At 58.5% G+C, this 16267-nt stretch carries 14 protein-coding genes; 1 reads left to right on the top strand and 13 read right to left on the bottom strand.

Features of this window, described 5'->3' with window-relative positions; all coding sequences use genetic code 11:
* Window positions 1–91 precede the first annotated feature (91 nt).
* From folC to leuC, 12 genes are all read right to left on the bottom strand, one after another.
* Window positions 92–1411 carry a bifunctional tetrahydrofolate synthase/dihydrofolate synthase gene (gene folC / locus R0125_RS07050; RefSeq protein WP_317237663.1) on the bottom strand — a complete coding sequence of 440 codons (1320 nt, stop codon included), beginning with the start codon at window positions 1409–1411 and terminating at the stop codon, window positions 92–94.
* Window positions 1395–2321: an acetyl-CoA carboxylase, carboxyltransferase subunit beta gene (accD, locus tag R0125_RS07045; protein WP_248181122.1), complete on the bottom strand. Its 927-nt coding sequence runs from the start codon at window positions 2319–2321 to the stop codon at window positions 1395–1397. Before accD ends, folC begins: the two co-directional genes overlap by 17 nt.
* A gap of 47 nt (window positions 2322–2368) precedes the next feature.
* Window positions 2369–3181 carry a tryptophan synthase subunit alpha gene (trpA, locus tag R0125_RS07040; protein ID WP_248181121.1) on the bottom strand — a complete coding sequence of 271 codons (813 nt, stop codon included), beginning with the start codon at window positions 3179–3181 and terminating at the stop codon, window positions 2369–2371.
* Between the two features lie 38 nt (window positions 3182–3219).
* Window positions 3220–4434, bottom strand: a complete 1215-nt coding sequence (trpB, locus tag R0125_RS07035) for a tryptophan synthase subunit beta (protein WP_248181120.1) — start codon at window positions 4432–4434, stop codon at window positions 3220–3222.
* On the bottom strand, window positions 4421–5050 hold the full coding sequence (locus R0125_RS07030) for a phosphoribosylanthranilate isomerase (protein ID WP_248181119.1): 630 nt from the start codon (window positions 5048–5050) through the stop codon (window positions 4421–4423). The genes trpB and R0125_RS07030 overlap by 14 nt, the downstream gene beginning before the upstream one ends.
* A gap of 10 nt (window positions 5051–5060) precedes the next feature.
* On the bottom strand, window positions 5061–5954 hold the full coding sequence (gene truA, locus R0125_RS07025) for a tRNA pseudouridine(38-40) synthase TruA (RefSeq protein ID WP_248181118.1): 894 nt from the start codon (window positions 5952–5954) through the stop codon (window positions 5061–5063).
* A gap of 103 nt (window positions 5955–6057) precedes the next feature.
* On the bottom strand, window positions 6058–9282 hold the full coding sequence (locus tag R0125_RS07020) for a FimV/HubP family polar landmark protein (protein ID WP_317237662.1): 3225 nt from the start codon (window positions 9280–9282) through the stop codon (window positions 6058–6060).
* 148 nt (window positions 9283–9430) lie between these two features.
* Window positions 9431–9571 (bottom strand): hypothetical protein, encoded by a 141-nt coding sequence (locus R0125_RS07015; RefSeq protein ID WP_317237661.1) that lies wholly within the window; start codon window positions 9569–9571, stop codon window positions 9431–9433.
* 23 nt (window positions 9572–9594) lie between these two features.
* Window positions 9595–10710, bottom strand: coding sequence for an aspartate-semialdehyde dehydrogenase (gene asd, locus R0125_RS07010; RefSeq protein WP_317237659.1), 1116 nt, complete (start codon window positions 10708–10710; stop codon window positions 9595–9597).
* A gap of 128 nt (window positions 10711–10838) precedes the next feature.
* On the bottom strand, window positions 10839–11912 hold the full coding sequence (gene leuB / locus R0125_RS07005; protein ID WP_248181114.1) for a 3-isopropylmalate dehydrogenase: 1074 nt from the start codon (window positions 11910–11912) through the stop codon (window positions 10839–10841).
* A 34-nt stretch (window positions 11913–11946) separates the two neighbouring features.
* Window positions 11947–12594: a 3-isopropylmalate dehydratase small subunit gene (gene leuD / locus R0125_RS07000; protein ID WP_248181113.1), complete on the bottom strand. Its 648-nt coding sequence runs from the start codon at window positions 12592–12594 to the stop codon at window positions 11947–11949.
* Between the two features lie 16 nt (window positions 12595–12610).
* Window positions 12611–14029, bottom strand: a complete 1419-nt coding sequence (gene leuC / locus R0125_RS06995; RefSeq protein ID WP_248181112.1) for a 3-isopropylmalate dehydratase large subunit — start codon at window positions 14027–14029, stop codon at window positions 12611–12613.
* Between the two features lie 177 nt (window positions 14030–14206).
* On the opposite strand from leuC, the gene R0125_RS06990 reads away from it, so the two are divergent.
* Window positions 14207–15085 carry a LysR family transcriptional regulator gene (locus tag R0125_RS06990; protein ID WP_317237657.1) on the top strand — a complete coding sequence of 293 codons (879 nt, stop codon included), beginning with the start codon at window positions 14207–14209 and terminating at the stop codon, window positions 15083–15085.
* A gap of 3 nt (window positions 15086–15088) precedes the next feature.
* Here the strand turns inward: R0125_RS06990 and R0125_RS06985 are convergent, their stop codons facing one another.
* Window positions 15089–16252: an MFS transporter gene (locus R0125_RS06985; RefSeq protein ID WP_317237656.1), complete on the bottom strand. Its 1164-nt coding sequence runs from the start codon at window positions 16250–16252 to the stop codon at window positions 15089–15091.
* Between the last annotated feature and the right edge of the window lie 15 nt (window positions 16253–16267).

Here is a 16267-nt window from a genome sequence, read left to right as displayed (position 1 = left end):
TTCGCATGTGGCCATGGAAAGTGGCAAGCAAGGCAGATACTAACCGCCCGCTCCGGAGAACTCAAAGCTTCGTCGGGGGCATGACCAAACTTTAAGGCTGTCGGCCTCTTCCGGCGACACCCAGACATTGCCGCGCTTCAGCCACGGTGAAGAACGACCCGAACACTATCACCAGGTCTTGAGCCCCGGCATCCTCCAGGGCGGCGCTCAGCGCCAGGCTAACGGTACCAAACTCCCTCGACTTCAGGGGCACCGGTACCTCACGTATCCGCTGTACCAGTGCGTCACTGCCCAAGCCCCGGTGGCAGCTGAGCCCACCCAGATACCATTCGTCGACAACACCTGACATAGCCGCGACGACGCCCTCAACATCCTTGTCAGCGAGGGCCGCGTACACCGCCCTGACGCGGCCAATTTCCGGTTGGGCCAACCCAACGCGATCAGCCAGCCAGCGTGCCGCATGGGGGTTGTGCCCAACATCCACATACAGTGCAGGCGCCTGCCCCAGACGTTCGAAACGCCCCGGTACCCGAACCCTGGCGATGGACTGGGCAATGGTGTCCGGGCCGACCCCGGGCTCAAGCTCATGGAAAGCTACGGCGGCTGCGGCAACACTGTGCAGAGGCAGCGGCACACTGTCGGCGATTTGTAATGCTGCGCCGTCACTGAACTCCAGACGATGGCCATGCTCCTCAGGCACCAGTCGATAATTTTCTCCGAGCCGTTGCAGGCGCACCTTCTGCGCCGCGACCTGCTGGAGCACCGAGCGTGGCGGATCAATATCGGCGTACACTGCGGCGATACCCGGCCTGAGAATCCCGGCTTTCTCAAACCCGATCACTTCCCGGTTGTCACCGAGAAACGCAACATGATCAATGTCGACGGACGTGATGACAGCCAGATCAGCGTCAAGCACGTTGACCGCATCCAGACGACCACCCAACCCCACTTCCAGAATCCAGTCCTGTACGCCCGCTTTTGCCAGAATCAGAAAAGCGGCCAGGGTGCCGAATTCAAAATAGGTCAGAGTTACATTTTTGCGGGCGACTTCCACGTCGCAAAAAGCGTCAATCAGCTCAGCGTCGCTGACATCGGTGCCGTTGATGCGCACCCGTTCGCTGTAATGCTGGAGGTGTGGTGATGTGTAGGCCCCCACCGTGCGGCCCGCATCCAGCAACATTGCTTCAAGGCAGGCTACGGTGCTTCCCTTGCCGTTGGTACCACCCACGGTGACAACCCGCGCTGGCGGTTTGCGAGGAAACAGACGGCGTAACACCATCAGCACCCGCTCGAGGCCCATGTCTATTTCGGAAGGATGGATGGATTCAAGGTAGGACAGCCACTGATCCAGTGTGGCTCCGGCACCCGGCGCTTGCGGGTGCCGGTCAGAACCTTCAGCTTTGTGGGACATCGCTTTCCGGTCTTTCCGTCACTTCAAATTCGATCGGTGCTTCCGTGGCCGGCTTGTCTTGCCCGGTGAACTTGGCCAGCACATGAGCAATGCGCTCACGCATCTGGTGGCGATGCAGGATCATGTCGATGGCACCGTGTTCCAGCAAGAATTCACTGCGCTGGAAACCTTCCGGAAGTTTCTCGCGGACGGTCTGTTCAATAACTCTGGGGCCGGCGAAGCCGATGAGGGCATTGGGTTCAGCAATATTCAGGTCACCCAGCATGGCCAGGCTAGCAGAGACCCCACCAAAGACGGGATCCGTCATTACTGAAATATACGGGATACCCTCCTGCTTCATGCGCTCAAGCACCGCCGCCGTCTTGGACATCTGCATCAGCGACAGAATCGCTTCCTGCATCCGGGCGCCCCCGCTTGCAGCGAAGCACACCAGCGGGATTCGCTCCTCCAGACACACATTGGCGGCCTGCACGAATTTCTCACCGACCACCTGGCCCATCGACCCGCCAAGGAAATTAAACTCGAAGGCACAAGCCACCAAAGGCAAACCCAGGGTTGTCCCCCTCATAACGACCAATGCGTCTTTTTCACCGGTGGCCTTCTGGGCCTGTGACAGGCGGTCCTTGTAACGCTTGCTGTCTTTGAACTTCAATCGATCCCAGGGCTCAAGGTCCGCGGCGATTTCCTGTCGACCTTCCTCGTCAAGGAAAATAGCCAGGCGACGGCGGGCATCCACCCGCAGGTGGTGATTGCACTTTGGGCAGACATCAAGATTTTTTTCAAGCTCGGGTTTGTACAGAAACGCGCCGCACTTGGGGCATTTCTTCCACAAGCCTTCAGGTACACCAGTACGCTGTTTGGATTCCGAACGAATCTTGCTCGGCATGATTTTGTCCAGCCAGTTACTCATGATCTCATCCTATCCTTTGATGCCTGCCCGCCGGGCCATCCTGAGTCTCAGGAGGCCAGACCGTCCAGTGCTTCACGCATTGGGTGGAGCAAATCTGTCAGCGCCCGCTTGAGCTGATCAGAATCTGCCTGATTTCGGGCTATTGTATCGACCAGCACGCTGCCAACAATTACACCATCGGATACCCGGCCAATGGCCGCTGCGGTTTCGGCGTCTCGAATACCGAAACCTACACCTACCGGAAGTGCCGTGATCTCATGAATATGTGCAACTTTGGCAGCAACTTCATCCACGTTTATCTTGCCAGCTCCCGTAATGCCTTTAAATGAAACATAGTACACATAGCCGGAAGAGTGCTCGCTAATTGAGCGAATTCGTTCATCCGTTGTGGTCGGCGCCAGCAAAAAAATCGCATCGAGGTCGCGCGCGGTGAACAATGGCGCCACTTCGTCTGCTTCCTCAGGGGGCAGATCCACCGTAAGAATGCCGTCCACTCCGGCGTCTGCGGCCGCGTCAGCAAAGGTCTCGTAGCCCATGGCCTCCATCGGGTTCAGGTACCCCATCAGCACCACTGGCGTGGTGTCGTTGCTGGTTCTGAACTGCTTGATCATGGCAATCACCTGACGCAGCGACGTGCCGTGGACAAGCGCCCGCTCACACGCCTGCTGAATAATGGGTCCATCCGCCATGGGATCGGAGAACGGCACGCCCAACTCGATGATATCGGCACCGGCGTCCACCAGAGTGTGCATCAGCTCAACGGTCAGATCCGGGTGAGGATCACCTGCAGTGATGTAGGGAATCAGGGCCTTCCGGCCCTGCCCTTTCAGGGTTTTCAGAACGCCTTCAATTCGACTCATGCCTGCTCCTGTTTATTATGCTTCCTGATTGCCAATCATCAGGCTTCAATGCCATCGAGCTGCGCGATGGTGTGAATGTCCTTGTCACCGCGGCCAGAAATATTGATGACGATCATCTGGTCCTTATCCATGGTCGGCGCCAGCTTCATCGCGTAGGCCACCGCATGGGCGGTTTCCAGCGCCGGCATGATGCCCTCGACGCGGGTAAGCTTACGGAACCCGTCCAGAGCCTCATCATCGGTGACCGACACATAGTGCGCCCGCCCGATGTCTTTCAGCCAGCTGTGCTCCGGGCCAACCCCCGGGTAATCCAGGCCCGCGCTCACCGAATGGGTGCTGGCAATCTGGCCATTCTCGTCTTCCATCAGGTAGGTGCGGTTGCCATGGAGCACGCCCGGGCGACCGGCACACAACGGAGCCGCATGTTGGCCGGAATCGATACCCAGCCCGCCAGCCTCAACACCGTACATCTGCACAGATTCATCGGTGAGGAACGGATAGAACATTCCGATCGCGTTCGAGCCACCGCCAACACAAGCGACCAGGGCGTCTGGCAGCTTGCCTGCCTGCGCCATTGCCTGAGCCCGGGTCTCGCGCCCAATTACCGATTGGAAGTCACGGACCAGCAACGGATAGGGATGAGGCCCGGCCACCGTGCCGATGATATAGAAGGTCTCATCCACGTTCGAGACCCAGTCCCGCATGGCATCGTTCATCGCGTCCTTGAGGGTTTTAGTGCCACTCTGGACCGCGTGCACCTGGGCACCCAGAAGCTTCATGCGATAGACGTTCAGGGACTGACGCTTGACGTCCTCCGCGCCCATGAACACATGACACTCCAGACCGAGACGGGCACATACGGTGGCGGTTGCCACTCCGTGCTGGCCAGCCCCGGTTTCCGCAATCACCCGTTTCTTGCCAAGAAAGCTCGCCAACAGCGCCTGCCCGATGGTGTTGTTCACCTTGTGAGCGCCGGTGTGGTTGAGATCTTCCCGCTTGAGCCAGATCTGCGCCCCGCCGGTTTCGCGGGTAAGCCGCTCCGCGAAATACAGCGGGCTGGGACGACCAACATAATGGGCCAGATCTTCATCGAAGGCTTTCTGGAAATCCGGATCCTTTTTCAGGCGCAGGTATTCCTTTTCCAGCGTCATCAGCGAATCCATCAGGGTTTCCGATACAAACCGGCCGCCGTAGGCACCAAAGTGGCCCCGTGCATCCGGAAGTGCGCTCAGCATTTCTTCAGTCAGTTTCATCGACACGGTGAACCTCGTTTATAAAGTCGGAAATTTTTGCGCGGTCTTTCACGCCCTTGCTGCTTTCTACACCACCACTGACATCTACTGCCCAGGGCCTCACCTGCTCGACGGCGCTGGCAACGTTATCAGAAGCCAGGCCACCGGCCAATATCAGGGGCATTGGTCTGTTATCGGGTATCAGTGACCAGTTAAAACGTTTTCCGGTACCGCCGTATCGCTCGGGATCCCACGCATCCACGAGCAACCCGCCGGCACCCCTGAACTGCTCGAAAGCGGCCTCGATATCCGCCTGCTGCCGAACCCTCACCGCCTTGATCCAGCGCCGATCAAAACTGGCGCAGAATTCGGCCGTCTCGTCACCGTGAAACTGGAGCAAGTCCAGCGGGACCGTCGCCAGCACCTGCTCGACCAACGCCCGCGACGGGTTCACAAAAAGGCCGGTGGTGCCGACAAACGCCGGAGTGGCCGCCACCAAAGCCGCTGCCGTCGCCGGGCTGACGTTGCGGGGGCTCGGCTCATAAAACACAAAGCCCAGGGAATCGGCGCCAGCTTGTGCAGCCGCCTGCACGTCATCCCGGCGGGTGATTCCACAGATTTTGATTCGGGTTCTCATAAGCCTGGAGTCAGTTCGGTCGGTGAGTCCATGTTGGCAGCCTGGGTGCGTTCTCGTCATGCTGGAACCAGGGGCGAACGAACCCCGGGCCACACAGCGCGGACGGAATTGCAAAACGTTCGGGGTACCCCACATCCACCAGGTACAACCCGAAAGGGGGTGCCGTTACACCCGCCGCCTTTCGATCTCTGGTTTCAAGTATCTCACGAATCCAGGTCACAGGTCGCGCACCACTGCCAACGGCCATCAGGGCGCCGGCAATGTTCCTGACCATATGGTGCAGGAACGCGTTTGCCTGCACATCAATTACGACAAAATCCCCATTTCGGGTTACCGAGATCCGCTCCATGAAGCGGTTGGGAGAGCGGGATTGACAGCCGGCCGCACGAAACGAAGAAAAATCATGCTCACCACTGAGGGCCTGTGCGGCCTCATGCATGCGTTCCGAGTCCAGTGGCCTATAGGTCCAGCTCACCTGCCCACGCTGGATGCCCGGCCTCACAGGACTGTTGTAAATCACATATCGGTAGCGGCGATACGTTGCGGAAAAGCGCGCATGAAAATCTCCGACTCCATGCCCGGCCCAGTGCACCGCAATATCATCCGGCAACGCCGTGTTGATCCCCATCACCCACGAACGCAGATTGCGCACAGAGGGTGTGTCGAAATGCACGATCTGGTAGCTGGCATGAACGGCAGCATCGGTCCGGCCGGCACAAACCAGATCGACCGGATGGTCCGCCACACGAGCAACGGCACGATTCAGCTCGGCTTCAACGGAACGCACGCCCGACTTCTGGAGCTGCCAGCCATGAAACGACCGGCCATCGTATTCCAATGCCAGAGCAACGCGACCGTCGCCAATGGCATTGTCCGTGGTAAGCGCTTGGGGGTTCAGGAACAAGAGATAATCCGACTGACCATGGGTATAAAACAAAACGCCGGCTCTGGCCGGGAATGAACCCGGGAGCCGGCGCGATGAACACACTGAACCTGATTATAACGAATCAGGAGAGATTTTTAAGAAGATCCTGAGCTTCGGTCTTCTGCTCGTCATTACCTTCAAGTGCTACTTCCTCGAGAATGTCACGGGCGCCATCGACATCACCCATCTCGATGTAAGCCCTGGCAAGGTCCAGCTTGGTGGCTGCCTCATCCGTGCCCGCAAGGAAGTCGAAGTCGTCGTCATCGCCGAGTTCTGACTCGTCGATCTCATCCACAACACTGCGACGCGCGCTCTTGTCGACAGCATCGGATGCCAGCGGCGGCTCTGCGTCTTCCCCGGCCTCAGGGCCGTCGACGTCAAGGTCTGACAACTCTTCATCAAGGCCCTCGACACCCTCCAGGTTCTCGGCTTCCGCCGACAGCTCTTCTGGCGACTCGCTGCTTTTATCCACCAGGTTATCCTCCAGGTCCAGCTCTTCATCAAGAGAAACCCCCGGCTCGGACGTTTCCGGATTGGCCGAATCACTCGAGTCCGCAAACTCTTCCATCAGGGCGAGATCTTCTTCGGACACGTCGAGTTCAAGATCGTCCAATGAAGACTCCTCACTGCCGGAAGACTCAGTTTCCTCACCCGCGACTTTATCGAGTTCTGCGTCCAGCTCGTCCAGGAAAGATTCGTCCAGATCTCCCACGTCCTCGCCTGCATCAGACGGCGTTACCGCGTCTTCGGATTCTTCGGCACCGCGGTCATTGGTCAGATCGGATTCTGTATCCCGGCTGTCGGATTCGGTATCCAGACTTTCGAACTCGTCCAGATCCAGCTCTCCCGAATCATTATCCGCGTCGCTGGTGGCCGGCTCGGGTTTGGCGTCGAAATCCGACGAGTCAAAATCAAAGCTGAGGTCGTCCTCGTCCACTGCCTCACCGGTGGCATCGGCGGCGTGGTCACCCGCGATTCGAGTTTCCCCGGTCGTGAGCGCGTCATCCTCGACGGTCTCGTTCTCGTCACCAGATTCCAGGCTCGACAGATCGTATTCGATCATGTCACTGTCAGCCGCCTCTTCTCCGGGCCTGGAGTCTTCCAACGCCTCGTCGCTGAGATCAAAATCAGCGAAATCGGTATCGAGCTCCCCGAACTCCTCGGCCGAGGTCTCTTCAGGCCTGGTTTCAAACTGATCCGAAAGCGCCTCATCCATCAGATGGCCTTCCTGCTCAGCGGGTGCATCCGTAGATGGCTTGTCGTCACTGGGGAAGGAATCGGACCGAAGCTGGGATTCCAGGTCATCAATACTGGGCATCGCCTCGGCTTCTTCCAGACGATCGCGCAGCGCAGTCGCTTCTTCGGTAGCCTGTTCGTCGTTCAGGGCTTCGATTTCGCGGAACTGCTTTTCAAAAGACTCGCGATCCTGCGTGTCGGCGTAGACGCCCAGCAGTTTCAGCCGGAAATCAGTACGGCTTGGCTCTCGGGAAATGGCGGATTCCAGAGTTTCGGCCGCCTTGTCCATCTGCCCGTAGGCGATGTAGGTTTCAGCCTCGGCCATCGGCTCGTCTGCGCCAACGTCAACGGTATCTTCATCATCAAGTGTCAGGTCGAACGAGTCTGTGCTGTCGTCAACCTCACCGTTCAACTGCTCATAGAATGCCTTTTCCCGATTCGCGTTGCGGCGAGCCAGAAGCAGCAACAGCAGCAACAGGATTACCAGGCCGCCACCCAGAGCAAGCTGATACAGAGAATTGCCGGTGATCGCATCGATGATGTTGCCCGGGAACCCTTTTTCCGGCTGCTGAGCCGGAACCGCGGGCTGCTCTTCGGCCTCGGGCTGCTCGGCAGGTTCAGCGGCCTGTTCCGGCGCCTCGATGTCATCAGCAACCAGGGCGCTCTCTGCTTCGCTGACGGATTCGCTGCCTTCGACGGCAACAGGCGGCTCCTCGACATCGGTCTCGTTACCCTCACTGTCGGCCATGGCCTCATCAGCACTGGGCTGCTCTTCGCCAGTCGTCGCGCCGTCCTGGCCTGACTCGTCCGGTGATGCATCGGCTTCAGGTGCGATCGCATCCCCATCACCTTGAGGGGCCTGGTCGTCTTCCATAGCGGATTCGCCACCGGTCATCGCTGCTTCCGGCGAATCGTCACCCGCAGTGGGCATGTCTGCCTCGGGCGTTTCGTCGGCGCCCATCTGCTGCATCTCTGCGAGCTGGCTGTCTTTCAGCTCCAGCAGGCGCTGAAGAGTTTCCACCTGATCCTGCAGATCGTCGACACGGCTGTTCAACTCATCATTTTCACGCCGCGCACTCTCCAGTTCTTCCATCGCAACGGCAGAGCCGGCATCAACGCCACCGGCTGTCTGGCCATCGCCACCGGCGGAGCCGCCATCTTCGGACGAGCGAGAGCCGGAGTCGTCTTCAGCGATGAGACGCAACTCGTCACCGGAGGGAGCCTGCGCGGCTGCCTCTGCAGGAGCAGAAGCGGATTCGGTTGCGTCAACGGCGGGCCGGGGACTGGAGAAGGCTTCATTCTGAGCCGCCACCAGGCGGGTAGCCTCGGCAGCGCTGCGACTGCGCATCTGGTCCATGTCCGGAAGACGCAACACTTCGCCCCGTTTGAGGCGGTTGATGTTGCCATCGATGAACGCACCCGGATTCAGATCCTGGATGGCCAGCATGGCCTGTTGCATCGAGACACTGTCATCCGGACGCACATTGGCCGCAATTTTCCAGAGTGTGTCGGAAGAATTGGTGGGACCGAACGTTCTTGCAGCGGAACCGGACGAAGCACGGGTGTCGCCATCCCGGCCGGAGGCGCCAAAAGGCTCCTGACGCTGGGTTGTCGAGGTCTCGGTTCGCGTCGCAGGTGCAGACACTCGCTCTTCGATGCCGGACTCTTCCGCGTAGACGGGCGGATCAACCAATACCGAGTATTCGCGCATCAACCTGCCACTCGGCCAGGTCACCTCCAGCAGAAAATTGAGGTATGGCTCCCGCAAGGGTTCCCGCGACGTCACGTTGACGATCAGACCGCCATCACGGCTGGTCGTCACCTCGAATTGAAGCTTGGTAAGGAATGTGTTCCGGTCGATACCGACCCGTTGATAGTCGTTCTCAGAGGCGATATTGACGAACACATCGCCGGGATCGACCCCCTGGCTTTTACGCAGATTGATATCCGCGTCCAGAGGCTCATTGAGATAGGACTGCAATTCAATTTCACCCAGCCCCAGGGCCTGTGCGACTCCCGAACCGAGCCCTCCCGCCAGAGCCAGGGCAACCGCCAGCTTGCGTACCTTCATGCTTATTCCTTTCCAGTCTCCGTTATTCGTTACTGCTTTTTCAAACAGAATCGGACGAGGTTGGATGACTTCCGTCTGGATAATTCTCGTTATTATGTCAGCTTATTAAGCTTCAGTTGGGCAAGTATTGTTGATAAAACCCCTTTTATCAATCGATCAGCAGCAATCCTTGCACCATTTTTTTATCAATCGCGCGGAACTGCTTAGCGTTCTTGAAAATAACAGGGGCGGGGGCTGAAATCAGCCTCCGCCCCCTTGCCGGTTTGCCGAAACCGGACACAGTTGGCATTTAACGCCCCCGTGTAACAATTTTTAACGCTCCTGAAGGATCCGGAGCATGCGGCGCAGCGGTTCAGCAGCACCCCACAGTAGTTGATCGCCTACGGTGAACGCGGAAATGTATTCCGGCCCCATGGACAGCTTTCGAATACGGCCGATGGGCACGCTCAATGTACCGGTCACCTTCGCCGGGGTCAGCTCTTCAATGGTCGCATCGCGTTCATTGGGAATGACTTTGACCCAATCATTGGCTTTGGCGAGGATCGATTCGATCTCTGCGACCGGCAGATCCTTCTTCAGCTTGATGGTCAATGCCTGGCTGTGGGAGCGCATGGCGCCTATCCGCACGCAGATGCCGTCAATCGGGATCGGATGATCGGAGCGACCGAGGATCTTGTTGGTCTCGACCCCGGCTTTCCACTCTTCCTTGCTCATACCGTTATCGAGTTGTTTGTCGATAAACGGAATCAGGCTCCCCGCCAGGGGGACCTGGAAGTGCTCGGTCGGGAAATCCGCAGAACGCATGGTGTCGGTAACCTTGCGGTCGATTTCGAGGATGGCGGACGACGGATTATCCAGTTCGCTCTGGACACTCTTGTTGAGCTCACCCATCTGATTCAACAGTTCACGCATGTTCTGCGCGCCGGAACCGGAGGCCGCCTGATAGGTCATGGGAGATACCCACTCGATCAGATCCTGCTCCAGCAAACCGCCTAGCGCCAGCATCATCAGACTCACGGTGCAGTTGCCGCCGACATAATCCTTCACGCCTTTGTCCAGCGCGGCATCAATCACATTGCGATTGACCGGGTCCAGAACAATGACGGAGTGATCCACCATCCGCAGTGTGGAGGCGGCATCAATCCAGTAGCCTTGCCAATCTGCGTCGCGCAGCTTCTGGTAGACCTCGCCGGTGTAGTCGCCACCCTGACAGGTCACGATCACGTCCATGGTTTTGAGAATGTCGATGTCGAACGCGTTCTGGAGAGGCGGAACGCCTTCTTTGCCCACATCGGGAGCCGGCTTACCCGCCTGGGACGTGGTAAAAAAGACCGGTTCGATATCGGCAAAATCGTTTTCTTTACGCATGCGCTGCATGAGGACTGAGCCCACCATGCCACGCCAACCTACAAGTCCAACTCGCTTCATGTGCGACCTTTGAACCTCATTTTATGCCCGCCCTCTGCAGTTATCGCTGGCAGGGACAGGATGGATGATCCCGCGGTAACCGCATCCTGTTACCGTCGGGTCTCAGATTCGCATTACCGGAGCTGTTATCAGAGTGCCGCCAGAACCGCCTCACCCATTTCACGGGTGGACACTTTGCGGGCGCCCTCGGACATGATGTCCGCAGTGCGCAACCCCTGATCCAGTACCTTGCTGACGGCCGCTTCTATGGCATCTGCCGCTTTCTCTTCGCCGAGGCTGTACCTCAGCATCATCGCCGCACTGAGAATGGTCGCCAGCGGATTAGCGATACCCTGCCCGGCGATGTCCGGCGCGGAACCGTGACACGGCTCATACATGCCCTGTTTGTCCGAGTTCAGCGACGCAGACGGCAACATGCCAATCGAACCGGTGAGCATCGCCGCTTCGTCGGAAAGAATATCACCAAACATGTTGCCAGTCACAATCACATCGAACTGCTTGGGGGCGCGAACCAGCTGCATGGCGGCGTTGTCCACATACATATGGGACAGTTCCACGTCCGGGTACTCGCGGCGCAGATCGTTCATCACTTCCCGCCAGAGTACGGTCACTTCAAGCACATTCGCCTTGTCGACCGAGCAGAGTTTCTTGCCACGCTGCTGGGCCGCCTCGAAAGCCACCCGGCCAATCCGGCGGATCTCGGATTCGGTATAGGCATAGGTGTTGTAACCCTGGCGCTCACCACTCTCCAGTTCCCGCACGCCGCGCGGCTGGCCGAAGTAAATACCGCCGGTGAGCTCGCGCACAATCATAATATCCAGCCCTGACACCACCTCCGGTTTCAGCGAGGATGCTGACGCCAGTTGCGGGTACAGAATGGCCGGCCGCAGATTGGCAAACAACTCCAGATTTGAGCGCAGGCCCAGCAACCCCTTTTCCGGGCGCTTTGCCATGGGCAGACTGTCCCACTGGGGGCCGCCGACCGCGCCGAGGAGGATCGCGTCCGCCTTGCGGGCCTTTTCCAGCGTCTCATCCGGCAGGGGGCTGTCGGTTTCGTCAATGGCTGCACCACCTACAAGACCGCCCTCGAAGATCAGGCCAAGATCAAACGTTTCATTGATTTTGTGGAGCACTTTCTCGGCTTCAGCGACGATTTCAGGACCAATACCATCACCGGGCAGCATCAGAATTGTTCTGGACATAGCCGTTCCTTGCAGATTCAGTAAATTGTCAGATTCAGTGACCAGCGCCGAATAACCAGGGAGCGGTTTTGCGACGGCTGTCTTCATAGGATTTGATCAGGTCCGCATCCTCCAGCGTGACACCGATGTCGTCCAGCCCGTTCAGCAGGCAATGGCGACGAAAATCGTCCACGTCGAACCCGAAGGATTCACCGGAGGGCGTGGTTACCGTCTTTGCCTCAAGATCCACCGCCAGCTGATAACCCTCTTCGACTTCAGCTTCACGGAATAACTGATCAACCACTTTTACATCAAGAACAATGGGTAACAAGCCATTCTTGAAGCAATTATTGTAGAAGATGTCGGCAAAACTCGGCGCGATGATCACCCGAAAGCCGTAATCGTCCAGGGCCCAGGGGGCGTGCTCCCGGCTGGAACCACATCCGAAATTGCTACGGGCCAGCAGCACACTGGCGTTCTTGTAGCGGTCCTGATTCAGTACAAAATCCGGATTCACCGGACGCTGGGAGCAATCCTGATCAGGTTTGCCCTCATCCAGGTAGCGCAGCTCATCAAACAGGTTCGGGCCGAATCCGGTGCGCTTGATGGACTTCAGAAATTGCTTGGGAATGATCATGTCCGTGTCCACGTTGGAACGGTCCATGGGAGCAACGAGGCCCCGGTGTTGCGTAAAAGCGCGCATGGTTCTCTCCTGTGGCTCAGTGGGTCAGTTCACGAACATCAACAAAATGGCCGGATACCGCGGCGGCTGCCGCCATAGCGGGGCTGACCAGATGGGTGCGACCGCCAAAGCCCTGACGGCCTTCGAAGTTGCGATTTGAGGTGGACGCGCAATGCTCACCCTGCCCCAGCTTGTCGGCGTTCATGGCCAGACACATGGAACAGCCCGGGTCACGCCACTCCAGACCCGCTTCGATAAAGATCCTGTCGAGCCCTTCCTGTTCTGCCTGAGCCTTGACCAGCCCGGAACCCGGCACCACCATCGCCTGCTTCAGCGATGGGGACACTTTACGACCTTTCACCACGGCCGCTGCCTCACGGAGATCTTCGATACGGCTGTTGGTGCAGGATCCAATAAACACCCGATCCAGCTTGATATCGGTGATCGCCTGATTGGGCGCCAGGCCCATGTATTTCAGGGCACGAACGATGCCCTCGCGCTTGATCGGATCGGTTTCCTTCGCCGGGTCGGGCACATGGCCGTCAATGCCGGCGACCATTTCCGGAGACGTACCCCAGCTGACCTGTGGCTGGATATCGGCACCGTTCAGTTCGACCACTTTGTCGAACGCGGCGTCGTCATCGCTGTGCAGCGTGCGCCAGTAATCAACGGCGGCATCCCAGGCTTCCCCTGTGGGTGAGAACGGACGATCCCTGACATACGCGATGGTGGTGTCATCCACGGCCACCATGCCAACCCGCGCTCCCGCCTCAATGGACATGTTGCAGATAGTCATGCGGCCTTCCATGCTCAGGCCCTGGATGGCTTCACCACCAAACTCGATGGCATAGCCGGTTCCGCCAGCGGTACCGATTTTGCCGATAATGGCCAGCACCACGTCCTTGCCGGTGACGCCGGCGCCAAGCTTGCCGGACACTTTTACCAGCATGTTCTTCATTTTCTGCTGCACCAGACACTGGGTGGCCAGAACGTGTTCGACCTCGCTGGTGCCAATGCCGTGGGCCAGACACCCGAAGGCGCCGTGAGTCGAGGTGTGGGAGTCGCCGCAGACAATGCTCATACCCGGCAGTGTCGCGCCCTGCTCCGGCCCGATCACGTGAACGATGCCCTGGCGCTGATCCAGAATCTTGAATTCAAGAATGCCGAATTCGTCGCAGTTCCTGTCCAGTGTTTCCACCTGAATACGGGACACCGGGTCGACAATGCCGTCGATGCCCCGGGCGCGGTCAGTGGTGGGCACGTTGTGGTCCGGTGTGGCGAGATTGGCATCAAGACGCCACGGTTTACGACCCGCAATGCGCAAACCCTCGAAGGCCTGGGGCGACGTTACTTCGTGAAGCAGTTGCCGGTCGATGTAGATCAGCGCCGAGCCGTCATCACGCTGTTTGACGAGATGGTCGTTCCACAATTTGTCGTATAAGGTCTTGCCCGCCATGATTTTCTCTCACTCTCTGGGGGTTGCTGTGTACCGCGTATCTGGGAACAGTTTACCGCCTTTGCATGAATAACCTCAATTCATGTTTTTTATTCTTTGCATTCCTTTTTGGCATACCTTATTTTGGGATCACAGCACTGCCTGACCAACCACGCAGAACATCACCGGAGCGGAGCCATGGATGCCAACTTACTCAAAGCGTTCCTGACCATCGTCGATCAGGGTTCATTCTCCGAGGCTGCCGAGATCCTGCACCTGACCCAGCCTGCAATTTCCAAGCGCCTGGCAACCCTGGAAAACCAGTTGAGCTCGCCGCTGATAGACCGCAGCCACCGCCAGATCCGCCTGACAAGCGCGGGTGCCCGCTTGTTGCCCCACGCCCGCAAAATTCTGGACGAGATTCATAACGCCCGGGTGGCGCTGTCGCCAGACTCTGCAACGGTCGAGGGGGAACTGCACATCATCGCCAGTCACCATATCGGGCTTCACCACTTGCCTAACTGGTTACGGCGCTTCACCCGTGACTTTCCCGGGGTATCGCTAAGCCTGCAGTTCATGGAGTCCGACGCGGCCTACGAGCAGATGCGCAAGCGTAACGCGGAGCTTGCTTTTGTCACTCTGAGTGACAGCATGGCGGGCCATTACTCGGTGTATGAGCAGTGGTCGGATCCGATGGCGTTTGTTGCGGGTCCGGAGCATGCCCTGGCTGACCTTGACGCACCCACGCTCGCTGACCTGGCCAGGCATTCGGCGTTGCTGCCTGATACCACAACGGCCACTTACCGGGTGGTCAGCCGCTTGTTTCTGGAAGCCAACCTGCCTCTGCACCCGCAGATGCCCACCAATTACCTTGAGACCATCAAGATGATGACCAGCGTAGGCCTGGGCTGGAGCGTACTGCCACTGAGCATGGTGGACGAGAGCGTGCGACGGCTGGATCTCGGCTTTCCGGTCACGCGGGTGTTGGGCGCCGTCGGGTTGTCGGGACGCCAGCTTTCGGGTGCTGCGCGGGCTCTTATTGAGGTTGTGCGGGCACAGGAGCACCCGCTTCCATAGCCGTCACGGCGGGCTGGTGTCACCGTCTGACGGCGGTGGCCGCAACCCGCGCCAGGTGATCACAATTGCAACAAGCATGGCGGCCGCGCCGCCCCAGAAGGCTGCTGAGGTGCTGAACCCTTCCACCAGAAAGCCGGACATCCAGGCACCCAGCGCTCCGCCGGCGCCAAACGTTAACCCGCTGTACAGTGCCTGACCCTGGCCGTGGTGATGCTGGCCAAAAAACCCCTGCACATACTGAACCGAAATGGCATGCAACGCGCCGTAGGATGCCGCATGCAACAGCTGGGCAAACACCAGCACAGCAACCACATCGGTGAGCTCAGCGATCAGTACCCAGCGAATCATGGTCAATGTCAGGGCCCCTATGGCGATCTGACGGACCGATAGGCGGCGTGTCAGACGGTGCATGACCAGGAACAGCCCGATCTCCGCCAACACACCCAGCGACCACAGCAGGCCGATCGCCAGCTTGCCGTAGCCGTGCTGCTCAAGATGAATACTGAAGAAGGTGTAGTAGGCCCCGTGGGACACCTGAAGCAGAAAATTCATCAGGAAGAACGCCACCACCGCAGGATGCGTAAGAATGGCTTTCAGGCTTCCCCTCGGCGCCGGGGGTTTGCGCTCACCACGCTCGGACGGCACCAGAAATGCCGAGATCGCAATGCCCGCAAACACCGGCAGCAACAACCAGGGCAAACCCTCAATGGGCATCCATTCCAGAATGCCACCCACCAGTGCAACCGCTCCGATAAATCCGACAGAACCCCAAAGCCTTACCTTGCCATACCGGTCCTTTTGCTTCCCCAGCGCTCTGAGGGTAATCACCTCGTACAGCGGCAGGATGGCATTCCAGAAAAAGGTAAAGGCCAGCATGACCAGCAGCAGGCCATAAAAACCGGGCTCCAGAAACACCCCAGCGAAAAAAAGTGAACCGGTGATCGCTCCGAAACGCACCAATCGAACCCGTTGACCGGTGCGGTCACCAAGCCAGCCCCAGACGCTGGGCGCAACAATCTTGGTGAGCTGAATGGTGGCCATCAGGGTGGCAATCTGAAGGTAGGAAAAGCCCTGCCCTTCAAGATAGAGGGACCAGTAAGGAAGGAGCCCTCCGAGGAGGGCAAAGAACCAGAAATAGAGGTTGGAAAGCCGCCAGTGAATAGACAATGGTCTCTCTGCGCC

This window comes from Marinobacter sp. M-5 (genome assembly GCF_032911545.1).
GTDB lineage: Bacteria > Pseudomonadota > Gammaproteobacteria > Pseudomonadales > Oleiphilaceae > Marinobacter > Marinobacter goseongensis.
The sequence above is the reverse complement of the archived record's forward strand: the minus strand, read 5'-3'. Positions and strand labels throughout refer to the sequence as shown.